Genomic DNA, 20,532 nt, shown 5'->3' on the forward strand with positions numbered 1-20,532 from the left:
GTCGAACGGCCGCGGCGGGGTGGTACGGATGCCGTTCGTAGCGCGATGCTGCCAGCAGCCTCCGACATGCGTGCGCCGATCCACGTCCAGCCGACACCAGGCAGATTCCCCGAGTCAGCAGGCCGACCAGAGGAAGATGCCTGCGAACGTCCGGCCCGGTCCGGGGCCGTCCACGGCGACGCGGAACACGCAGGGCGGCCATGACGTCCACAAAGGCGGGTGCACCTCCCGCCCGGCCGCCGGTCAGAACGAAGACAAGGGGACGACAGTGGCCGTCGGCAGCACGATGGATCTTCGTCGTCAGTTCGTGGTCACCGCACTGGCTGTTGGAGGGTCGCGCCTACGGTCGCACACGGAAGCGGAGCATCGTGATGGCGCCCGACTGGGTGTTGCTGAAAGGTTCCAGGTCGATCCTGCCGAGGGTTGGGGGCGAGAAGCGGACGCCGTCGCCCAGTAGCACCGGTAGGACGTACACCAGGATCTCGTCGACGAGCCCGCGCTGCAGGCACTGGGCGCCCACGTCGGCACCGAGGATCTCCAGGTTCTTGCCGCCCGCGGCGCTGCGTGCCGTGGCAACGGCTTCCTCAAGTCCACAGGTGAGGAATGTGACGGTGGGGTCCGGCTCGTCGGGCGGCCTGTGGGTGAGGACGAACTGTGCTCCCCCGTCGTAGGTGGTGTCCTGGTCGGCCATGCCCTTGGCGACCTCGTACGTGCCCCGGCCGACGAGCATGGCGCCCGTGGCCGCCATGACCTCCGGGAACACGTCCGCAGTCAGGTACTCGGCAATCCAGTCCATCGCGTGGCCAGGACCGGCGATGAAGCCGTCCAGCGACATCGCCCTGTTCACAACCACTTTGCCGGTGCCGATGCCCACATCGCTCATGCGTTTTCTCCACGGATCTTGGAGGCCCGAGGCCGAATCGGAGTTCGGCCGGTGGGGAGTTGCAAGCGTATCTGCGGCGGCGCAACGCGAACAAGCGACACCCGGACGTGCTGGCCGCGCAGCGTCGGGAACGTGCCCGGGTACGGCGTGAACGACACCGCCGGTGGGGTCGTCCTCGGTCCCGGGCAGGGTGACCGACCCGGTGATCGTTTGTGGTCACCGCACCGGGCGGTGCTGCCTCGTCTCACATCCGTGCCGGACGGATCCGGATGCCGAGGTCACCGGTCGTGGCGGCCGCTGTGCCGGCACGTCCTGGTCCTGGTGCATCGGGCATCCTCAGGCCCGCGGCCTCTCATCGGTCGGCGGAGATCCGCTTGCGGAAGACGTGGTAGGTCCAGCCCTGGTAGACGAGGACGACGGGGAGCAGGACGAGGGCGACAACGGTCATGACCTTGAGTGCGTAGGGGCCGGACGCGGTGTTGTGCACGGTCAGGTCGAAGGCGCTGTTGGTGCTGGAGACCATGACCCTCGGGTAGAGCTCCGTGAACAGCGAGGCCACCGTTGCGGCCATCGCGAGGGTGGTACCGCTGAAGGCCCAGCCGTCGCGGCCGCTGCTGACGGCCCAGGCCGCGGCGGCGACGGCCAGTACGGCGGCGAGTTCGACGAGGTTGACGAGGATGCCCCCGGCGGCTACGGAGCGGGTCCAGAAGACGAAGGCGAGGACGACGAGGCCGGCGGGCAGGACCGTGCGACGGGCGAGCCGGTGCGCCCTGTCGCGGATCTCCCCGCTGGTCTTGAGGGCGAGGAAGGTCGCACCGTGCAGGAGGCAGAGCACGGTCAGGGTGATTCCGGTGAAGACGCCGTAGCCGGTGAACAGGTCCGCGAAGGTGCCCGCGTACTCCTGGTCGCCGCCGATGGGTACGCCGTGCAGCAGGTCTCCGAGCGCGATGCCGAGGACCAGGGGAACGGTCAGGCTGCCGGCGGTCAGCAGCATGGTCCAGGTCCGTCGCCACCCCGCGCCGTCGACGCGGTCGCGGTACTCGATGGCGATCCCACGGACGATGAGTCCGGCCAGGAGGAGGACGAGGGCGAGGTAGAAGCCGGAGAAGAGGGTGGCGTACCAGCCCGGGAAGGCGGCGAACATCGCGGCGCCCGCCGTGACCAGCCAGACCTCGTTGCCGTCCCATACCGGTCCGATGGTGTGGAGTACGGCCCGGCGGCCCGCTTCGTCGCGGGAGAGCAGTCCGTGAGCATGCCGACGCCCAGGTCGAAGCCTTCCAGAACGAAGAAGCCGATCCACAGTACGGCGATGAGGACGAACCAGAGGGTGGTGAATTGCATCGCGGGCCCTTCGGCGGCTCGGGACCTCAGTAGGTCATCTCGGGGGCGGGCTGGTCGTCCTGCTCCGTCGGGTCAGTGCCCTTGCGTGCGTGACGTGTCATCAGCACGGCGGCGACCACGGTCAGTGCGGCGTAGAGGAGCAAGAAGGCCACGATGCTGATGGCCACCTCGGTGGTACTGACGGAGGAGGAGACGCCGTCCTTCGTCAGCTGGAGGCCTTGCACGATCCATGGCTGGCGTCCGTTCTCGGTGAGGAGCCAGCCGGCGGTGTTGATGGCGAACGGCATCGGCACGGCCCATACCGAGGACCTTGCCGTTCCAGTGATTGGTGGCCAGCAGGGACAGCAAGTGGGGGATTTCCAGGATCTGCGTGGGCGTCTGGTCGTTCTTGCCTCCGCCGATCTGGAACAGGGAGAAGGAGCAGGGCTGGCAGGTCTCCCATTGCGCCTCGGCGGCGGCGATCTTCATCGGTTGGTACTTGCCCTCGGTCACGCCCAGTTCGCTGCCGACGAGCATGGCGAAGAGCAGGGCGGGTACGAGACCAGCAGCGACAGGCGGGCGGACAGACGGAAGGCCGCGCCCGAATGCTTCGTCGTGTGCGGGCCGACCCCGTCGCCGCCACCGCTGTCGGCGCCGTTGTCGGCGCCGGCCCCGTCGTGGGCCCCGTCGTCGGCGCGGAGGTCCTTGCGCAGGTGCCATGCGGAAACGGCGAGCATGACCATCGAACCGGTATGAGCGCGGCCAGCACCACGTGCACGTAACCGCGGAGGAAGACCGGGTTGGTGAACAGCGCCCACACGTCGTTGAGCTGCGGCCGGCCGCTGGACGGGTCGATGGCGTAGCCGACCGGATTCTGCATCCAGGAGTTCGCCGCCATGATGAACAGCGCCGACAGTGCGCTGCCGGCTGCCACGGCCCAGATCGTCGCCAGGTGGACCCGCTTGGACAGCTTGTCCCAACCGAAGATCCACAGGCCGAGGAAGGTCGATTCCAGGAAGAAGGCCGCGAGGCCCTCCATCGCCAGTGGGGCCCCGAACACATCGCCCACCGTGCGGGCGTACCCCGACCAGTCCATGCCGAACTGGAACTCCTGGACCAGACCGGTCACCACGCCGACGGCGACGTTGATCACCAGCAAGGTCCCGAAGAACCGCGTCAGCCGCAAGTACTCGGCCCGCCCGCCCCGGTACCAGGCGGTCTGGAGCAGGGCCGTCAGCAGACTCAGCCCGATGGTCACCGGGACGAACAGGAAGTGGTAGATCGACGTCGTCGCGAACTGCAACCGCGCCAGATCCAGCTGACTCATCTGTCCACACACATCACGGCGAAGCAGGCTGATCCTCAGCCGCCCAGACAAGCAGACCCGGATCGGTGCGTCGACGCGCCGCACCCCCGGACTGCCTCGGCCATCCGTACGGCCCAGCCAATCCTGATTCAGCCGTTCCCGAGAGAGGCCGCATGGTCGGGCACTGCGGTCTGAAGCTCCTTGGACGGTCGTTCGTAGCCCGTGGAAGCGGGACGGGGCGGCAGGGCCGGCGACGGCAGGGCCACGTCCGTGTAGGGAACGGAGGACAGCAGATGGGCGATCATGTTGAGTCTGGCGCTGCGCTTGTCGTCGCTCTCGACCACGTACCACGGGGCGTCCAAGGCGTCCGTGTGGACGAACATCTCGTCCTTGGCCCGGGAGTACGCCTCCCAGCGCGTCAGGGACTCCAGATCCATCGGAGAGAGCTTCCAGCGCCGCAACGGGTCCTCCGCACGGCGGCGGAAGCGTTCCTCCTGGACCGCATCGCTCACGGAGAACCAGTACTTGCGGAGCAGGATCCCGTCCTCGACCAGCATGCGCTCGAAGACCGGACACTGGCGAAGGAAGCGCTGGTGCTCGGCCGGCGTGCAGAAACCCATGACGTGTTCCACACCGGCACGGTTGTACCAGCTGCGGTCGAACAGAACGATCTCCCCGGCGGCGGGCAGGTGCTCGACGTACCGCTGGAAGTACCACTGCGTGCGCTCCCGCTCCGTCGGAGTGGGCAGAGCCGCGATGCGCGCGACGCGGGGGTTGAGGTGTTCGGCGACGCGCTTGATCGTGCCTCCCTTGCCCGCCGCGTCGCGGCCCTCGAAGACGACGACCAGGCGGGCGCCTTCCGCCCGCACCCATTCCTGAAGCTTGACCAGCTCCGTCTGGAGCCGTAGCAGCTCGCTCTCGTAGACCGCCTTCTTCAGGCCCACGGCCGTCCCCTCCTCGTCGTCGTCCAGTGCCGAGATCAAGTCAGTCACGGCAGGCATCCGCGCGCAACGATGTCCCTCCGGTCCGGGGCGTGTCGATACGCTGACCCCCGGGGGACGGCACCGGCAGGCGGAGGGGAAGCGCGTGAGTGTGGGGGATCCGTTGACTCAGGTGCCGCGGATGCGGCTGGACGAGCTGCTCGACGAACTCCATGTGCGCATCGACGCGGTGCGGGGTACCCGCGACCGGGTGCACAGCCTGCTGGAGGCCGTCGTGTCGGTCGGACGGGAGCTGGATCTCGCCCAGGTGCTCCGGCGGATCGTGGAGGCCGCCGCGCTGTTGGTCGACGCCGAGTACGGCGCGCTGGGCGTCATCGGCCCTGACGGACGGACGCTCTCGCAGTTCCTCACGGTCGGACTCACCGAGAAGGAGATCGCCGAGATCGGCCCCCTGCCGGCCGGCCACGGCCTGCTCGGGGAAGTCATCCACCACCCGGAGCCCCTGCGCCTCACCGACCTCGGCGCGCACTCCTCCTCCTACGGGTTTCCGCCTCACCACCCGCCCATGCGCACGTTCCTGGGCGTGCCGATCCGGGTCCGCGAAGAGGTGTTCGGCAACCTCTACCTGACCGACAAGCGCGGGGGAATCGATTTCGACACCGAGGACGAGACGGTGATCGCCACCCTCTCGGTGGCGGCGGGCGTGGCGATCGACAACGCGCGGCTGTACGAGGGCTCGCAGCGCCAGCAGCGGTGGCTCAGGGCGAACGCGGAGATCACCGAGAGCCTGCTGTCCGGCAGTTCGCGCCCGGCAGTGCTGGAGCTCATCGCCCGCCGCGCGCAGGAGATCACCGCGGCGCGGCTCGCGGACATCTCCATGCCGGTGGCCGGAGCCGATGGCCTGGTCGTCGAGTTCGCGGTCGGCGCCGACAGCGAAGCACGGCAGGGTCTCGTCGTCCCCCTCGCGGGAACGCTCTCGGGAGCCGCGCACCGGACCGGCCGGTCCGTCGCGTCCCTGCACGCCTGCGACGATGACCGGTATACGGCTGATGTCCAGGTGCAGGACGGACTGGGCCCTGCCGTGGCGGTGCCGCTGGGCACCGCTGCCGGAGCGAGCAGGGGTGTCCTGCTGCTCGCGCGCGCGTGGGGAGAGCCCGCGTTCGGCGAAGGGGAACTGGAGCCGCTCGTCGCCTTCGCGGGTCAGGCGGCGCTGGCCCTGGAGCTGGCGGAGCGGCGACGGGACGCCGAGCAGATCGCCCTGCTGGAGGAGCGTGACCGGATCGCCCGCGACCTGCACGATCTCGCCATCCAGCGGCTCTTCGCCACCGGCATGACCCTGCAGAGTGCCGCTCGCCTCGTCGAGCACGAGGGTGCTGCGGAGCGGGTCGGTCGTGCGGTCGACGATCTGGACGAGACCATCAAGATCATCCGTTCGACGATCTTCGGGCTCCGTACGAAGGATCGCGAGAGCGGCCCCGGACTGCGGGCTCGCGCCGCCCGGGCCGTCGGCGACGCGGCCACGGCCCTCGGCCATCCGCCCCGTCTGAGCATGGAGGGCCTGCTCGATACGGACGTGCCGCCGCAGATCGCCGACCACGTCATGGCGGTGCTCGGCGAGCTGCTGAGCAACGCGGCCCGCCACGCGCGGTCGACCCGGGTCGGCGTGATCCTCAAGGCCGGATCGGGGGAGATCACCCTGACCGTCTCGGACAACGGCAGGGGCATTCCGGCGCAGGGTCGCAGGAGCGGCCTGCGCAACCTCGCCGAGCGGGCCGAGGGCCTGGGCGGAGCCTTCACCGTCGACGCGCCCGACGAGGGAGGCAGCAGGTTCGTCTGGCGGGCGCCGCTGCCCACCGGGAGCTGACGCCACGGTCGCTACGTGTCCCGGGCGGCCGACGCGGGCCGCGGCGCCTGTGCCTGTGCCTGTGCCTGTGCCTGTGCCTCCAGCCTGAATCCGGTGACGAGATCGGGCCGGATCCGCAGAGCGCCGGCCATGGGCCGTGCCACCCAGGGGCGCAGGAGTTGCGCATAGCGGTGCACCTCGCCGGCGTCGGCCACCGGGCTCGCGTACCCGGTGACGACCACGCTCCACCCGAGGTGCGTGTCGGGGTCTATGACATCCGCTTCGTAGGCGACCACCACGCCGGGCACGTCGGCGGGTGCCACGAGGGAGGCGAGCGCACCGTCGTCGTGGATCCGGATGATGATGTCCCCGTCCTCGACGAGGTGGTTGACCGGGCGGACGGCGGGCAACGCGTGCTGTGTGAAGACGATGCGTCCCAGGGACACCGTCGCCACCAGCCGGAGCGCCTCGGCCCGGTCCAGCTCCCGCATCCGCCGGGCAGGCGTCGTATCACGGCCCGTCCCGTCGGCGCACGCCGTGCCGTCCTGGTCCATGATGCGCACCTTCGTCGAGTACCAAATCGGTCCTTGCGGCTTTCGGTTCACCGGCCTCCCTCCCGATCCGGTGAGGGATCCTGGGCCGAACGGTCCCCATCAGGGCTCCGGATTCGAACGACGCCGCGATCACGTGACGACGAGCCGAAGGTCCTTGTCGGCACCGAGCACCCGCATGGACTTGACCACCGGGGGCGGCACATCGCAGAGGAGGAGGCGCGTTCCCGATGCACGACAGCGACGCTCCAGACGGATGAACAGGTCGATTCCGGCGCTGTCGCAGAAGGAGAGGTCGCACAGGTCCAGAATCAGGTTCCGGTGGCCGGCCCGTGCGAGTTCGTGGAGGCGCGGCTCCACCTGCTCCGCCGTGAAGAAGTCGAGCTCGCCGGACAGGGTGACTTCCAGACCGCGGTCGTCACGCGTCATGGTCCTCAGGTCGATCAAGGCGGTTCTCATGGGATCCTCCGCGCTGCTTGCGGCTCCGTCGAGTCGCGCCGTCCCGCGTGCGCCATCAGTTCATCCGGTGGCGCGTGCACCCGGGAAGGTCCGGCAGGCCCTCCGGGCAGGGCCGAAGGTCCCTCTTCGGAGGGCCGACCGGGCTCCCACCGAGCCGAGCACGGACGGATGAGGGCCGATCGGCCCTGTCCGTCCGGCCCCGCCGGCAGGCAGGATGCCGATGTCCGTGCGCCCAGGACGATCCCGGCGAAGGAGTTGCGTCATGACCGACAGCGGTGCCCCCACCCCTGCGAAGACGCCGATCACGGTCTTCCTGCTCGACGATCACGAGGTCGTGCGCCGCGGAGTGCACGACCTGCTGGACGGCGAGCCCGATCTGACCGTGGTCGGTGAGGCGGGCACGGCGGAACAGGCGCTGATCCGCATTCCCGCGCTGCGCCCCCGGGTGGCGGTGCTGGACGTCCGGCTCCAGGACGGCGACGGGGTGAGCGTGTGCCGTGAGCTGCGTTCGCGCATGCCCGAGCTGGCCTGCCTGATGCTCACCTCGTTCGACGACGAGGAGGCGCTGCTGGACGCGGTGATGGCGGGGGCCTCCGGATATGTGCTGAAGCAGATCTCCGGCACCGACCTGGTCACCGCCGTCCGGACGGTGGCGTCCGGACGGTCCATGCTCGATCCCGGAGCCACGACCCGGCTCATGGCCCGAATGCGCGGCGACGTCCCCAAGGAGGAGCAGGTCCCCGGTCTGCCGGGCTTCACCGACCGGGAGAAGGAGATCCTCGTCCTGGTCAGCGAGGGCCTCACCAACCGGGAGATCGGCAAGAGGATGTTCCTTGCGGAGAAGACGGTGAAGAACATCATCTCGCGACTGTTCATCAAGCTCGGTGTGGAGCGTCGTGTACAGGCCGCCGTCATCGCCAGCCATGCGCTGACCCCTCCGAGCCGGCACCCGGTCCCGGCCGCTGAGTAAAGGGTGCCGTGACGGGTGGGCGGGGGCAGGGCGCACCGTACAGTCGCGCACCCCGCCCCCTCCGCTCCCCCACCCCCGGCCCGGTCAGGAGTGCGGGACCACCGCGACCGGGCAGGCCGAATGGTGCAGGACCGCATGGGCCACGGATCCGATGCGCATCCCTACCGACGACTCGCGGATCCTGCGGCCGACGACGAGGAGCTGCGCGTCCGACGATGCGGTCAGCAGTACGTGGCCGGCGCTGCCCCGCTCCACGTGCTCGACGACGTCCACCTCGGGGTACCTCGTCCGCCACGGCTCCAGCGCCTGCTCCAGCGCCGCCTTCTCGTACGGCTCCAGGCCACCGAACCGGTCGGCGATCCACATCGAGCCCGGGCTGTAACCGTAGACCGGGGGCAGGCTCCAGGCGCGGACCGCGCGCAGCGGGACCTCACGTGCGGCGGCCGCCTCGAAGGCGATGCGCAGTACCTCGGCGGACTCCTCCACGCCGCCCTGCTGGCCCACGACGACCTCGCCCAGCTCCGGCAGGGCCACTGGCCGGCCGTGCGCGGAGCGTACGGAGACCACGGGGCACTCGGCGGCGGCGATCACCTGCTGGCCGTAGGAACCGAGCAGGAAGCCGACCAGTGCGCTGTGCCCGCGGGTGCCGAGAACGAGCAGCTCCGCTCCTTTGGCGGCATGCAGCAGAGCCGGCACCGCCGCGTCGGAGAGGACTTCCGCGGTGACTGCGAGCCCCGGGTACCGGTGGGTGAGCTCGCCCTCGGCCTCCCTCAGGATGTCCTCGGCGCGACGGGCTTCGGAGCTGCGGTCCTGGACGAGCGGGAGTGCGAGCGGCTGCCACAGCCAGGCGTGGACCACGTGCAGGGGCAGGTCGCGCCGGACGGCTTCGCGAGCGGCCCAGTCGGCCGCGGCCCGGCTTTCCGGGGATCCGTCCACTCCGACGACGAGGGTGCGCTTCACAGGTCTGTCCTCCGTACTGATGCGCGCGGCATCGGGGTCGGGCGGCAGGGGGAGCGGCACCGACCGGGGGAGCCGGCGCCGCTGGACCCACCTTCGCCGCGGTGGTCCGTGCCGCACAGGGGCCGACAGTCCCTCGCCGAGGGCCGGTCCTCCCCTCGCGGACGGAAGCCGGGCGGGTGCAGAGTGTCGGCATCGGCTCAGTTGACATCGGCTCAGTCGACGAACGTTCCGGACCGCCGCACGGAGGAGCGGACATGACCGCGTACCCCATCTCGGACCTCGACGCCCACTGGCGCGCAGCCAACTACCTGGCGGTCGGCCAGATCTATCTCATGGACAACCCGCTGCTGGTCGAACCTCTACGTCCGGAGCACATCAAGCCCCGGCTCCTCGGCCACTGGGGCACCTCCCCCGGACTCAATCTCGTGCACACGCACCTGAACCACGCGATCAAGGAGCGATCCCTCGACGCCCTGTGCGTCTGGGGTCCGGGCCACGGCGGACCTGCCGTCCTCGCCAATTCCTGGCTGGAGGGCACGTACACGGAGACCTACCCCGGCATCACGCGGGACGCTGCGGGCATGGGCACGTTGTTCCGGCAGTTCTCGTTCCCGGGCGGCGTGCCGAGCCATGTGGCACCGGAGACGCCTGGCTCGATCCATGAGGGCGGCGAGCTCGGGTACGCCCTGTCCCACGCCTACGGGGCCGCCTTCGACCACCCCGGGCTGCTGGTCGCGTGCGTGATCGGCGACGGCGAGGCGGAGACGGGTCCGCTGGCCGCGTCCTGGCACGCGAACAAGTTCCTCGACCCGGTCCACGACGGCGCCGTTCTGCCGATCCTCCACCTGAACGGCTACAAGATCGCGAACCCGACGGTGCTGTCCCGGATCCCCGAGTCGGATCTCGACGACCTGCTGCGCGGCTACGGCCACGAGCCCCTCTATGTCACCGGCAGCGACCCCGCCCTGGTGCACCAGGCCATGGCCCGCGCGCTGGAGCACGCCCTCGACCGCATCGCCCTCATCCAGCGGGAGGCCCGGACCGGCGGCGCCGATCCGGGCCGGGAATACCCGCGCTGGCCGATGATCGTCCTGCGCACCCCCAAGGGGTGGACCGGACCGGCGACCGTCGACGGCGAGCCCGTCGAGGGCACCTGGCGCGCCCATCAGGTCCCGCTCGCCGGGGTGCGCGAGAATCCCGAGCACCTGAGGCAGCTGGAGGACTGGCTGCGCTCGTACCGGCCGGAGGAGCTCTTCGACGCCGACGGGCGCCCCATCGCTCAGGTCCTCGCCCGTGTCCCCGAGGGCGACCGCCGCCTGGGCGCCGTCCCGTACGCGAACGGTGGCCGGCTGCTGCGGCCGCTGCCGATGCCTGCGCTCGACGCCCACGCCGTCCCCGTCGACAAGCCGGGCAGCACCCTCCACGAACCGACGCGCGTCCTGGGGCACTTCCTCACCCGGATCATGCACGACACCGCCGAGCGGCGGGACTTCCGGGTCGTCGGACCGGACGAGACGGCCTCCAACCGCCTGGACGACCTGTACGAGGCCACCGGAAAGGCCTGGCAGGGCATCACGGAGGTCACCGACCGAAATCTGTCCCGGCACGGCCGGGTCATGGAGATCCTGTCCGAACACGTCTGCCAGGGCTGGCTGGAGGGGTACCTCCTCACCGGCCGCCACGGGCTCTTCTCCACGTACGAGGCCTTCGCGCACATCGTCGACTCCATGGTCGGCCAGCACATCAAGTGGCTGAAGACCTCGCGCGAACTGTCCTGGCGGGCTCCGATCGCATCCCTCAACTACCTGCTCACCTCGCACGTCTGGCGCCAGGACAACAACGGCTTCTCCCATCAGGACCCCGGCTTCGTCGACCACGTGCTCAACAAGAGTCCCGAAGTCGTACGGGTCTACCTGCCGCCGGACGCCAACACCCTGCTCGCCGTGGCCGATCACGCCCTGCGCAGCCGCGATCAGGTCAACGTGATCGTCGCCGGCAAACAGCCCTGCTTCGACTGGCTGCCCATGGACGAGGCCCGCACCCACGTGACGCGCGGAGCCGGCGTGTGGGAGTGGGCGGGAACCGACCGCGGCACTCGTGAGCCCGACGTCGTCCTCGCCTGCGCCGGGGACGTACCCACCATGGAGGTGCTGGCGGCCGCAGCCCTGCTGCGCGAACACCTCCCTTCGCTGGCCGTCCGGGTCGTCAACGTCGTCGACATCGCCCGGCTGATGCCCCATGAGGAACACCCGCACGGCATGACGGACACCGAGTACGACGCCCTCTTCACCACCGACCGGCCGGTGATCTTCGCTTACCACGGCTATCCGTGGCTGATTCACCGCCTGGCCTACCGCCGTACCGGCCACCCGAACCTGCATGTGCGCGGGTACAAGGAGTCCGGCACGACGACCACCCCCTTCGACATGGTCGTGCGCAACGACATGGATCGCTACCGGCTCGTCATGGACGTCATCGACCGCGTCCCCGGCCTCGCGGGCCGCGCCGAGGGCCTGCGCCAGGCCATGGCCGACCAGCGCCTGCGCCACCACGACTGGATCCGCGAACACGGCACGGACCTGCCGGAGATCGCCGGCTGGGCCTGGCCGTACTGATCAGCAGTGATTCACTCGCCCGCACGGTCGGGACAGGGCCCATCGGTCCGCCGGAGCGGTTTCCCGGGCCGGTCGGCCCATGTCTCGCAGGAACCGAGCCTCCGATACTGGAAGTGGACTCGAACGGGGAGGCCTCCATGGCCACCCCGTCCCCCACCCGGATCGCAGTCGCGCTCGACCCCTACGGCCCGCACGGCAGCCGCGCTCGCGCTCTCATCCGACCAGGACTGCCGGTCGGCCCCGATGGCAGCACGAAGGAGCACACCATGTCCGCGTCCCGGTACACCGTCAGCGACGTCATGAGCCACACGGCCGTGGCCATCGGCCGCGAGGCCTCGTACAAGGAGATCGTCGAGCTGATGCACCAGTGGAACGTCAGCGCCGTCCCCGTCCTGGAGGGCGAGGGCCGCGTCGTCGGAGTGGTCTCCGAGGCGGATCTCCTGCCGAAGGAGGAATTCCGGCAGGACGACCCGCTCCTCCCGGAGCAACTGGAGGAGGCCTCCAAGGCCGGGGGTGTGCTGGCCGAGGAGCTGATGTCGAGCCCGGCCGTGACCGTGCACCCCGACGCCACGATCGCCGAGGCGGCCCGCGTCATGGCCCGCAAGCACGTGAAGCGCCTCCCCGTCGTGGACGGCGTGGGCATGCTGGAAGGGGTCGTGAGCAGGAGCGACCTGCTCAAGGTGTTCCTGCGCCCGGACCAGGAGATCGAGGAGGAGATCCGCGACGCGGTCCTCGCCGAGCTCGTTCCCCCGGTGCGCCTGGAGGTCACCGTCCAGGACGGTGTCGTCACCCTGCGCGGATCCCTGCGGAACCGCGCCCTGGTACCGCTGACGGCCCGCGCGATCCGCGCCGTCGAGGGCGTCGTGGACGTACGGATGGAGCTGGCCGGAGCCGAAGGCGCTGCGGCCTGAGGCCTTCCCCGGGCACCGCGGGGGCCGGGGATGAACCGGTGCTTCCGGCCGGCCCCTGAGACAATGCGTACGAGACACACGCAGAGCGGATCGACCACAGGGGCGTACATGTCCGAGGCACCAGCCCCCTCTGTCCCGTCCGGGGCGCCCATCAGGGTCTTCCTCCTCGACGACCACGAGGTCGTACGCCGCGGCCTGCACGACCTGCTGGACGCGGAGCCGGACATCGAGGTCGTCGGCGAGGCCTCCGGCGCCGAGCAGGCGCTCGCCCGCGGGCCGGCGCTGCGCCCGGACGTCGCCGTGCTCGACGTCCGGCTGCCCGACGGCGACGGGATCACCGTCTGCCGCGAGCTCCGTTCGCGCATGCCGGAGCTGGCGTGCCTCATGCTGACCTCGTTCGACGACGAGGAAGCACTCCTCGACGCGATCATGGCCGGCGCAGCGGGCTACGTCCTCAAGCAGATCAAGGGCTCCGACCTCGTCTCCGCGGTACGGACGGTCGCCACGGGGCAGTCCATGCTGGACCCGGCGACGACCGCCCGCCTGATGCACTCCCTGAGGGACCCGGATACGGCCGGGGCCCCCGAGGACGCCCGGCTGGCCGCCCTCTCCGAGCGGGAGCGTTCCGTGCTCGAACTGATCGGCGAGGGCCTCACGAACGCACAGATCGCCAAGCGGCTCTACCTGTCCGAGAAGACGGTCAAGAACCACATCTCGCGGCTGCTCGGAAAGCTCGGTGTGGAGCGCCGGGTACAGGCCGCCGTCATCGCCGCCCAGGTTCATGAGCACGAGAAGGGTCACCAGTGAGAACTGCCGTGGACGCTCAGCGGGGCGGTTTCGGCAGGGATCCCGACAGCGGGATCCGCCATTCCAGCTTCGTCCCCCGGTCGCTCCGCCCTCCCGGGCCACGCGGCGCCACCGACAGTTCACCGCCGAGCCGCTCGGCCCTCTCCGCGAGATTGCGCAGGCCGCTGCGCCGGCCGACCTCCGGGATACCGATCCCGTTGTCTGCGACCGTCACGGTGAGGACGCCTGCGGCGGCGGTGACGGAGACCTCTCCCCGGGTGGCCCGAGCATGGCGGGCCACGTTGGTGAGCGCCTCCCCGATCACGGCGAGCACCTCGTCCGCGACCGCCGGCGGTACGTCGGTCTCGATCAGGCCTTCCATCCGCAGGGCGGGCGCGAAGCCCAGGGCCCTCGTGGCCGTGTCCACGACCTGGACGACGCGGAGCCGAAGCTTGGGTGCCGCTCCGGGCGCCTCCCGCTCTCGAAGCCCGAAGATGGTCGAACGGATGATCTTGATGGTGGCGTCCAGGTCGTCGATCGCCCTGGCCAGCCTTTCAGCCGCCTCCGGGTGCTCGACGAAGCGCTGGGCACTCTGCAGGGTCATCCCGGTCGCGAAGAGCCGTTGGATCGCGAGGTCGTGCAGGTCCCGGGCAATGCGGTCGTGGTCCTCCAGGAGGCTCATCTGCTCGGCGTCCCTGCGCCGGTCGGCAAGCTCCAGGGCGAGCGCGGCCTGCCCGGCGAAGCCGGGCAACGCGGCCACCGCTGCGGCGGAGAACGGTGAGCGGCCCCGGCGCCTGGCCAGCATCAGAACACCGGCCAGCTTCTCCTGAGTACCGACCGTGACGGCGACGGCGGGGCCGAAGCCCGTCCAACGCTCCGACTGGGCGGTGATCCGGTCGTCGGTTTCGGCGTCGGCAACGGTGACCAGGCCGTCCTCCTCGCCGAGGGCGGCCGCGGCCAGGGTCCCTTCGCTGCTCGGCAGCACGATGCCGCGGTGCGTCTCGGCGCCCTCTCCCAGGGCCAGTGAGCCGCGCAGTTCCCCGGCCTGGCCCATCCGGTAGAACACCCCGATGTCCGATCCGGTGATGTCCCTGGCCCGCTCCAGCATCCCTTCCAGCACCTGGCTCTCGGGCGAACCGGACAGGAGCTCGCTGGTGAATTCGGAACTGGCGGCCAGCCAGCGCTCCCTCAGTCGGACCTCTTCGAAGAGGCGGGCGTTCTCGATGGCGATGCCGGCTGCCACCGCCAGCGTCGACAGGACCGTCTCGTCCTCCTCGTCGAAGTCGCCGCCGCCCCGTTTCTCGGTCATGTACAGGTTGCCGAACACCTCCTCACGCACCCTGATGGGAACGCCGAGGAAGGAGTGCATGGGCGGGTGGTGTGCGGGAAAGCCGTACGAGGCGGGATGCTCGGACAACTCGCCGAGGCGCAGGGGTTCCGGGTGGCGGATCAACTCGCCGAGGATGCCGTGGCCGGAGGGCAGATCACCGATCCGGGCGCGCAGCTCGTCGCTGATCCCGACCGGGAGGAACTGGGCGAGCTTCCGGTCGTCGCCGATGACGCCGAGGGCGCCGTACTCCGCGTCCACCAGCACCACTGCCGCTTCGACGATGCCCCGCAGCACCTGGGGAAGGTCGAGTTCCCGGCCCACGGACATCACGGCTTCGAGGAGCCCGTTGACCCGGTCCCGGGTGCCGCGCACCTCGTCGATGCGAAGCTGGAGCTCGTCGAGCAGTTCGTCCAGTTTCAGACGCGGAGCCTTCGGCCCAGCGGCGGCGTGGTCATCCCCGCCCATGCATACCTCCAGCGGCGCCCCGGGCGCACCCCGTCTTCCCTTCTCACGGTAGCCCGGAGCCACCGCTCCCGCCCCGGCTGACGCGCCTCAGCCGCCGACGGCAGCACCGGGACGACGGGGGTGGTTCCCGTTCCGGTCAGCGGTGCGCGGGATGAGCAGCACGGGGCAATGGGCGTGGTGCAGGAGGCTGTGGGTGTGCCACCCGAGGGTGGGCCCCATGGCGTCGTGCGAGCGTCGCCCGCCCATGACCAGCAGGTCCGCGTGGTGCGATGCCTCCACCAGTGCTCCGGACACCGAGACGCTCTTCTCCGCGTCCGCCTCCACGGTCAGGTCCGGGAACTCGTCGCGGATCCGGTCCGTCACTGCGTTCAGGTGCCGGATCTGCTCACCGGCGATCTCCTCGACGTCATCGAGCATGGTCACGACGCTTCCGACCGACTCGAGGATGTTCCACACGTGGAGGAGCCTCAGCTCACACTTGCGGATCCGGGCTTCGCGCGCCGCGTGGCGGACGCTGTACAGGTCGTGCTCGTCACGGACGGCGGCGAGCACCACACCGGTCGTCGCGTCGCCGGTTCCCCTGACCACGACGACGGGCGTCTGCGCCCCTGCGGCGACCTTCAGCCCGACGGAGCCCAGCAACAGGGAGTTGAACCCGCCCAGACCCCGGTTGCCGACCACGATCGTGCCGTGCCGGGCGGCAGACCGGTGCAGGCTGGTGGCGGTGCACTGCTGCTGAACTCGGTGGTCACGTGCAGGCCCGGATGCAGATCCGCGACCGCTGCGGCGGTCTCGTCGAGCAGTTCGCGCCCGGCGCCACGGCCATACTCGATGCTGTCCGCCGAGACGTACAGGTCCCGGCCCTCGGTGTCGGCGGCGTAGACGATGTGCAGCGGGCTTCCACGGCGATCGGCTTCGGCCGCCGCCCACAGGGCTGCCCGACGCGCAGGCTCCGAGCCGTCGACGCCGACGACGACTCTGTCGAATTCCGATCCGTTGCCGGTGCTGTTCATGATTCCTCCTCGCGCAGGACCCACTCGGGGTCGTCTCCCACGCTGACACCCCCGGAGACGGCTCGCAGAGGGCCACTCAGGACCGTCGTGGGACCAAAGGTCCCTGTCGTCGGCACCCTGCGCGGCGACGTCCCTCCGAGTGGGTCCGACCGGCCCCTTCCGGGGCCCGTTCGGCCCTGCTCGGCACCGTGTCGACCGACGCATCGTGGATCTCGAACAACCACCCGTGATCACGCAACGCGGCCGGAGGTGCCCCTATGAAGCACATCAAGGTGGGAGACCTGATGACCGACGAGGTGGTCTCCGCCGTCTCGGACACGACGTTCAAGGAGGTGGCCAAGCTGCTCGCGTCGCACGACATCACCGGACTTCCGGTACTCGACGCGGAGGACCGGGTGATCGGCGTCGTCTCCGAGAGCGACCTGGTGAACCGGCAGGGCGCGGCAGCCCTGATCGAGCCGGACGCTGTGGAGGGCGCTGGCGTACCCGAACCGGCGACGTTCACGGCCGGTGAGGTCATGTCGGCGCCGGCCGTGACGGTCCGTGCGGACGAGACCGCCGCGGAGGCTGCCCGGCTGATGTCCCGCCGCGGTGTGGAGCGGCTCCCGGTCGTGGACGAGGAGGACCGGCTCGTCGGCATCGTGACACGCCGCGACCTCCTGCGGCTCTTCCTCCGACCTGACTCGGAGATACGCCGCCGCGTCATCGAGGACGTCCTCACCGACACCATGGGACTCAGCGCCGACGCGGTCGAGATCCACGTCGTCGACGGTATTGTCACTCTGGAAGGGACCCTTGAGCGACAGAGCCAGATCCCGGTGCTGACCCGCCTCGCCGAACGGCTCGACGGAGTCGTCGCGGTCGCGGCCCACCTGACCGCCCGCGTCGACGACCGCCTGCTCACGCCACCCGAGCGCGCCACGCACGGCATGCCCTGGTGACCGTCGGGGGACCGCCGGCAGCGACGTCACCGCGCAGTTCGACGCCGCCGGCCCGCGTAGCCCGCCGGGCAGCTTTCTCCGCCACCGTGCACGGGCGGAGCCGATCGGACCCCGTGGAGGGCCGGTCGGCCCCTCGGCGGCGATGCCCTCCCTGTACCAAACTGGAGGAGGCAGTGGGAAGCCCCTCGGGTGAAGGAGGCGGGCCTCATGGCGAACGCGCGTACAGCGCCCACATCGGATCGATGGCGCACATCGTGATGCACCACGCGACCTCCCCGGTCGCCGGGATCGCCCACGGCCGAGGTCCACCGCACAGGCAGGAAAGTCCCATGACCACGACCCTCCCGAAAACGGCCGAAGTTCTCCCCCTGATCGCGGACGCCGTCACGGCTCCGTCCATGCACAACGCCCAGCCCTGGAAGTTCGTCCACCACCCCGAGAGCGGAATCGTCGCACTGTACGGCGACCCCGCCCGGGCCATGGCCCACGCCGACCCTGATCACCGCGCCCTCCATCTGGGTTGCGCCGCCGCGCTGTTCAACCTGCGGGTGTCGGCCGCCCGGGCCGGCTGGGAGCCTGCGGTACGGCTGTTGCCCGACGGCGACGATCCCTGGTTCCTGGCCGAGGTGCACCTTCGCAGGCCCGAAGTGACGGACCCGGCGCTGGCCGCACTGCACCCCGCCCTACGGCGCCGCCATTCGAGCCGGTTCCCCTTCTCCGAGGAGGAGATACCTCCCGCCCTGCTGGACGGACTGCGCTCCGCCGCGCTCCTGGAGGGATGTCGCCTGGCCGTACCGGATGCCTGGCACGCCGAGACCGTCCTCGGCCTGGTCCACGACTCCGAGCACCGAGAGGAGATGGACCCGACGCTGCGGGCGGAGACGAAGTCCTGGACGCACGCCGGCACCACGGACCAGCAGGTCCGGCCGGACGGCATCCCCGCCTACGCGTTCGGCCCCAAGCAGTCCGGTCGGGGAGCCCTCGTACGCGACTTCGGCCGCTCGGAGCCCGTACCGGGCCGAGGCTGGGCCGTCTTCGAACGCCGCCCGCACCTCGCCCTGCTGGGCACGTCCGGGGATACGCCCGCGGACTGGCTGCGAGCCGGGCAGGCCCTTGAGCGGGTTCTGCTCCAGGCCACCGCCGACGGTCTGGTCACTTCCATGACGTCCCAGCCCCTCGAATGGCCCGAACTCCGCTGGACCGTACGCGACCCGGGCGCGTCGATGAGCCACGTTCAGATGGTCATCCGGCTCGGCTACGGCCCCGAGGGGCCCGCGACGCCGAGGCGCCCGGTCGCCGACGTGCTCGACATCCGATGAGGTGGACCCTGCTGCCCCGGTGCCCGCGGCAGCAGAGTGGGACTGAACAGCTCAGCCCCGACAGGCACCGCACGCACATCGAGATGCCGAACCACACCGACAGGGCAGCACAGTTGGGACGTAGGGTCGAGGGATGCGTGGACAGGGGCGGGCGAAGCGGATCGGTGCGGTGGCGGGGGCGGGCGCCCTGGCGCTGGCGTGGGTGCTGGTGGGGTGCGACTCGGTCATGGAGGCGATGGGCGAGTCGCTGCCGACGGGGAGGGCCGAGCCCTGCCCGGAGGGCGGGGTGCGGCTGGCCGAGGGTGAGGGGAACGCGGCGATGGGGCTTCGGGTGGCCGACTTCCAACTGGTCAACTGCGGTTCAGCAGCGTACGTGCTGGAGGGCTACCCGGAGATCCGGCTGCTGGACAGCGAGGATCGGCCCCTCCAGGTGGACATCGGGCACGGAACGAACGGCGTGACCTCGCCCGCCGCCGGCGGGGACGCGCCGCCACGTCGGGTGACGCTCCAGCCGGGCCAGGCCGGCACGACGGGGCTGCTGTGGCGCAACCTGGTCACCGACTCGACCGTGCCCGCCGCCGAGGGGCAGGTGCTGGACTCGTCCCCAAGCCGGGCGCGCCCCGGCTGACGCTGCAGCTGAGCGCGCCCGTGGACCTGGGCAACACGGGCAAGCTGGGGCTGAGCGCCTGGTCGGCGCTCGCACCCTGACCGCCTGCCGGGATCTCGGGCCGGACCGGCCGGACCATCAGCGTCCACGTCCCGCCCCCCCTGGTGACCGGCCGGCACATCCCGGGCCGGCACCGAAGAAGATCGTTCAGTTGCCACCGGTGGGCGTGAACTCCGTCCGAGGGGCCGGGGCAGCCTTGCCGCTCACGGTACGGGTGCCCGGGTTCTCCCCGCCGCTGCCGACCGGTACGCTCCCGCCGTGAACGATCTTCGGGTGGGGGCGTCCGTGGTTGCGGGCGGACTGGTCTTCGGCACGCTCACCGTCACGGGTGGCTGGTGGGCCCTCAACGGCGGGATCTACGGCTGCACCGCCGCGGACGCTGCATTGCAGGAGCCGTTGGCCGCCCAGGTCCGGACGCTCGGCACCCCGCAAGGAGCACGGGCCGACGAGGGATCTTACTCCGGCTGCGACGACGACGACCGCTTCTCGTACTTCGGCCGGGGGTACACCGAGCCCGCTCGCCGAGCGGACGTCGTCGCCCACTACCGGGCGGCCGCCGCCCGCAACGGCTGGCTGCCGGCACCGCCCGAGCCGGACGGGCCCGCCCGGCACCACGACCCGGCCGGCGAACGGATCGGGCTCTGCTTCACCAGGCAGATCGACGGCGCCACCTCGTATCTCGGCGTGTCCTGGGCATTCGACGGGGAGCAGGGCTACACGGTGGAGGCCCGGGCGAGCCGGAGCGGCGGCTCCTGGTGCCCGTGAGGGCGGGCCCTGCGGCCGATGGCGGAGCCCGGCGGTCAACGTGCTGGGGTGACCAGGCCCGCGTCGTAAGCGGCGATGAACAGGTGCACGCGGTCGCGGACGCCGAGCTTGGTGAGCAGGTTCCTGACATGTGTCTTGACGGTCCCCGGACCGATGCCTAGATGCTCGGCGAGCTCGGCGTTGGACAGGCCGCGCCCGATGAGGACGAGCATTTTGTCGGACCGCAGGAAAGATTTCAGTATCGACTGAGGTCCGGTGATACGCCGGTCATCATCCCCACCGCGTCCCCGGATCGATTGATCGGATTCCGAACGCCTGAGGTAGACGGCAGCCAGATTGGACATTCGCCTGTCCACGAACTTCGTGCAGCCAATTTGCCGACCTCGGCCACAGGAGGCACACAGGCCCGCGGGTACTCACCAGGCGACCCACCCCGCTCACCCAGGGTACTCGCCGGGGGTCTCTGCCCCGGCGGCGCCTCCCAGGA

Annotated in this window: 19 protein-coding genes and 4 pseudogenes; 9 read left to right on the top strand and 14 right to left on the bottom strand. The window is 70.5% G+C overall.

The features are described from left to right. Window positions 1-145: 145 nt before the first annotated feature. The 7 genes and pseudogenes from IE257_RS38335 to ppk2 form a co-directional block, all read right to left on the bottom strand. A pseudogene (locus IE257_RS38335) lies at window positions 146-304 on the bottom strand (IS5/IS1182 family transposase); the annotation flags it as partial. 36 nt (window positions 305-340) lie between these two features. Beyond that, on the bottom strand, window positions 341-883 hold the full coding sequence (locus IE257_RS16835; RefSeq protein WP_189969421.1) for a dihydrofolate reductase family protein: 543 nt from the start codon (window positions 881-883) through the stop codon (window positions 341-343). A gap of 352 nt (window positions 884-1,235) precedes the next feature. Next, window positions 1,236-2,224, bottom strand: a pseudogene (gene cydB / locus IE257_RS16840) (cytochrome d ubiquinol oxidase subunit II). Between the two features lie 26 nt (window positions 2,225-2,250). Further along, a pseudogene (locus IE257_RS16845) lies at window positions 2,251-2,740 on the bottom strand (cytochrome ubiquinol oxidase subunit I). Then, window positions 2,713-2,940, bottom strand: coding sequence for a hypothetical protein (locus IE257_RS38340; protein WP_229920430.1), 228 nt, complete (start codon window positions 2,938-2,940; stop codon window positions 2,713-2,715). The pseudogene IE257_RS16845 and the gene IE257_RS38340 overlap by 28 nt, the downstream one beginning before the upstream one ends. Window positions 2,941-2,963: 23 nt before the next feature. Then, window positions 2,964-3,530 (bottom strand): annotated as a pseudogene (locus tag IE257_RS38345) (cytochrome ubiquinol oxidase subunit I); the annotation flags it as partial. A gap of 128 nt (window positions 3,531-3,658) precedes the next feature. Beyond that, window positions 3,659-4,453 carry a polyphosphate kinase 2 gene (ppk2, locus tag IE257_RS16855; RefSeq protein ID WP_189970126.1) on the bottom strand — a complete coding sequence of 265 codons (795 nt, stop codon included), beginning with the start codon at window positions 4,451-4,453 and terminating at the stop codon, window positions 3,659-3,661. A gap of 178 nt (window positions 4,454-4,631) precedes the next feature. Between ppk2 and IE257_RS16860 the strand changes: the two genes are divergently transcribed. After that, window positions 4,632-6,314 carry a sensor histidine kinase gene (locus tag IE257_RS16860; RefSeq protein WP_189969425.1) on the top strand — a complete coding sequence of 561 codons (1,683 nt, stop codon included), beginning with the start codon at window positions 4,632-4,634 and terminating at the stop codon, window positions 6,312-6,314. 11 nt (window positions 6,315-6,325) lie between these two features. On the opposite strand, the gene IE257_RS16865 is transcribed toward IE257_RS16860, so the two are convergent. Together IE257_RS16865 and IE257_RS16870 are read right to left on the bottom strand one after the other, a co-directional pair. Next, a complete protein-coding gene (locus tag IE257_RS16865) occupies window positions 6,326-6,847 on the bottom strand; it encodes a pyridoxamine 5'-phosphate oxidase family protein (RefSeq protein ID WP_189969427.1) in 522 nt (173 codons plus the stop codon). A 129-nt stretch (window positions 6,848-6,976) separates the two neighbouring features. Then, window positions 6,977-7,303 carry an STAS domain-containing protein gene (locus tag IE257_RS16870; RefSeq protein WP_189969429.1) on the bottom strand — a complete coding sequence of 109 codons (327 nt, stop codon included), beginning with the start codon at window positions 7,301-7,303 and terminating at the stop codon, window positions 6,977-6,979. 262 nt (window positions 7,304-7,565) lie between these two features. On the opposite strand from IE257_RS16870, the gene IE257_RS16875 reads away from it, so the two are divergent. After that, window positions 7,566-8,273 carry a response regulator gene (locus IE257_RS16875; protein ID WP_189969431.1) on the top strand — a complete coding sequence of 236 codons (708 nt, stop codon included), beginning with the start codon at window positions 7,566-7,568 and terminating at the stop codon, window positions 8,271-8,273. Between the two features lie 84 nt (window positions 8,274-8,357). Here IE257_RS16875 and IE257_RS16880 read toward each other — a convergent pair whose 3' ends face one another. Further along, complete coding sequence (locus tag IE257_RS16880) at window positions 8,358-9,233, bottom strand: universal stress protein (protein ID WP_189969433.1); 876 nt, start codon at window positions 9,231-9,233, stop codon at window positions 8,358-8,360. 254 nt (window positions 9,234-9,487) lie between these two features. Here IE257_RS16880 and IE257_RS16885 point away from each other — a divergent pair, with 254 nt between their 5' ends. The 3 genes from IE257_RS16885 (at window position 9,488) to IE257_RS16895 (ending at window position 13,566) form a co-directional block, all read left to right on the top strand. Further along, window positions 9,488-11,848, top strand: a complete 2,361-nt coding sequence (locus IE257_RS16885) for a phosphoketolase family protein (protein WP_189969435.1) — start codon at window positions 9,488-9,490, stop codon at window positions 11,846-11,848. Between the two features lie 266 nt (window positions 11,849-12,114). Beyond that, window positions 12,115-12,759: a CBS domain-containing protein gene (locus IE257_RS16890; protein WP_189969437.1), complete on the top strand. Its 645-nt coding sequence runs from the start codon at window positions 12,115-12,117 to the stop codon at window positions 12,757-12,759. 108 nt (window positions 12,760-12,867) lie between these two features. Further along, entirely contained in the window at window positions 12,868-13,566 is a 699-nt protein-coding gene (locus IE257_RS16895) for a response regulator (RefSeq protein ID WP_189969440.1), read from the top strand. 16 nt (window positions 13,567-13,582) lie between these two features. Here the strand turns inward: IE257_RS16895 and IE257_RS16900 are convergent, their stop codons facing one another. The 3 genes from IE257_RS16900 to IE257_RS39185 all read right to left on the bottom strand — a co-directional run bounded on the left by IE257_RS16900 (window position 13,583) and on the right by IE257_RS39185 (window position 16,353). After that, entirely contained in the window at window positions 13,583-15,340 is a 1,758-nt protein-coding gene (locus IE257_RS16900) for a sensor histidine kinase (protein ID WP_189969442.1), read from the bottom strand. An 87-nt stretch (window positions 15,341-15,427) separates the two neighbouring features. Then, window positions 15,428-16,021, bottom strand: a complete 594-nt coding sequence (locus IE257_RS39180) for a universal stress protein (protein ID WP_308279497.1) — start codon at window positions 16,019-16,021, stop codon at window positions 15,428-15,430. Continuing rightward, on the bottom strand, window positions 15,961-16,353 hold the full coding sequence (locus IE257_RS39185; RefSeq protein WP_308279496.1) for a universal stress protein: 393 nt from the start codon (window positions 16,351-16,353) through the stop codon (window positions 15,961-15,963). Before IE257_RS39185 ends, IE257_RS39180 begins: the two co-directional genes overlap by 61 nt. A 257-nt stretch (window positions 16,354-16,610) precedes the next feature. Between IE257_RS39185 and IE257_RS16910 the strand changes: the two genes are divergently transcribed. The 4 genes from IE257_RS16910 (at window position 16,611) to IE257_RS16925 (ending at window position 20,045) form a co-directional block, all read left to right on the top strand. Further along, window positions 16,611-17,294, top strand: coding sequence for a CBS domain-containing protein (locus tag IE257_RS16910; protein WP_189969444.1), 684 nt, complete (start codon window positions 16,611-16,613; stop codon window positions 17,292-17,294). 329 nt (window positions 17,295-17,623) lie between these two features. Next, on the top strand, window positions 17,624-18,613 hold the full coding sequence (locus tag IE257_RS16915; RefSeq protein WP_189969446.1) for an Acg family FMN-binding oxidoreductase: 990 nt from the start codon (window positions 17,624-17,626) through the stop codon (window positions 18,611-18,613). 133 nt (window positions 18,614-18,746) lie between these two features. After that, window positions 18,747-19,241, top strand: a complete 495-nt coding sequence (locus IE257_RS38940) for a DUF4232 domain-containing protein (protein WP_189969448.1) — start codon at window positions 18,747-18,749, stop codon at window positions 19,239-19,241. Between the two features lie 297 nt (window positions 19,242-19,538). Further along, complete coding sequence (locus IE257_RS16925) at window positions 19,539-20,045, top strand: hypothetical protein (protein ID WP_189969450.1); 507 nt, start codon at window positions 19,539-19,541, stop codon at window positions 20,043-20,045. Window positions 20,046-20,080: 35 nt separating this feature from the next. Here IE257_RS16925 and IE257_RS39190 read toward each other — a convergent pair whose 3' ends face one another. Next, entirely contained in the window at window positions 20,081-20,389 is a 309-nt protein-coding gene (locus IE257_RS39190; protein WP_189969452.1) for a response regulator transcription factor, read from the bottom strand. Window positions 20,390-20,532 lie beyond the last annotated feature (143 nt).

This window comes from Streptomyces avidinii, from assembly GCF_014650695.1.
GTDB classification, from domain to species: domain Bacteria; phylum Actinomycetota; class Actinomycetes; order Streptomycetales; family Streptomycetaceae; genus Streptomyces; species Streptomyces avidinii.

What these genes read in the sequence shown, in the direction of transcription:
- IE257_RS16895 (WP_189969440.1), top strand. Translation starts at nt 12,868, where the DNA reads ATGTCCGAGGCACCAGCCCCCTCTGTCCCGTCCGGGGCGCCCATCAGG.
- IE257_RS16900 (WP_189969442.1), bottom strand. Translation starts at nt 15,340, where the DNA reads ATGGGCGGGGATGACCACGCCGCCGCTGGGCCGAAGGCTCCGCGTCTG.
- IE257_RS16865 (WP_189969427.1), bottom strand. Translation starts at nt 6,847, where the DNA reads ATGGACCAGGACGGCACGGCGTGCGCCGACGGGACGGGCCGTGATACG.
- IE257_RS16910 (WP_189969444.1), top strand. Translation starts at nt 16,611, where the DNA reads ATGAAGCACATCAAGGTGGGAGACCTGATGACCGACGAGGTGGTCTCC.
- IE257_RS16885 (WP_189969435.1), top strand. Translation starts at nt 9,488, where the DNA reads ATGACCGCGTACCCCATCTCGGACCTCGACGCCCACTGGCGCGCAGCC.
- IE257_RS16870 (WP_189969429.1), bottom strand. Translation starts at nt 7,303, where the DNA reads ATGAGAACCGCCTTGATCGACCTGAGGACCATGACGCGTGACGACCGC.
- IE257_RS16835 (WP_189969421.1), bottom strand. Translation starts at nt 883, where the DNA reads ATGAGCGATGTGGGCATCGGCACCGGCAAAGTGGTTGTGAACAGGGCG.
- IE257_RS16860 (WP_189969425.1), top strand. Translation starts at nt 4,632, where the DNA reads ATGCGGCTGGACGAGCTGCTCGACGAACTCCATGTGCGCATCGACGCG.
- IE257_RS16890 (WP_189969437.1), top strand. Translation starts at nt 12,115, where the DNA reads ATGTCCGCGTCCCGGTACACCGTCAGCGACGTCATGAGCCACACGGCC.
- IE257_RS16875 (WP_189969431.1), top strand. Translation starts at nt 7,566, where the DNA reads ATGACCGACAGCGGTGCCCCCACCCCTGCGAAGACGCCGATCACGGTC.
- IE257_RS16915 (WP_189969446.1), top strand. Translation starts at nt 17,624, where the DNA reads ATGACCACGACCCTCCCGAAAACGGCCGAAGTTCTCCCCCTGATCGCG.
- IE257_RS38940 (WP_189969448.1), top strand. Translation starts at nt 18,747, where the DNA reads ATGCGTGGACAGGGGCGGGCGAAGCGGATCGGTGCGGTGGCGGGGGCG.
- IE257_RS39190 (WP_189969452.1), bottom strand. Translation starts at nt 20,389, where the DNA reads ATGTCCAATCTGGCTGCCGTCTACCTCAGGCGTTCGGAATCCGATCAA.
- IE257_RS39185 (WP_308279496.1), bottom strand. Translation starts at nt 16,353, where the DNA reads ATGAACAGCACCGGCAACGGATCGGAATTCGACAGAGTCGTCGTCGGC.
- IE257_RS38340 (WP_229920430.1), bottom strand. Translation starts at nt 2,940, where the DNA reads ATGCTCGCCGTTTCCGCATGGCACCTGCGCAAGGACCTCCGCGCCGAC.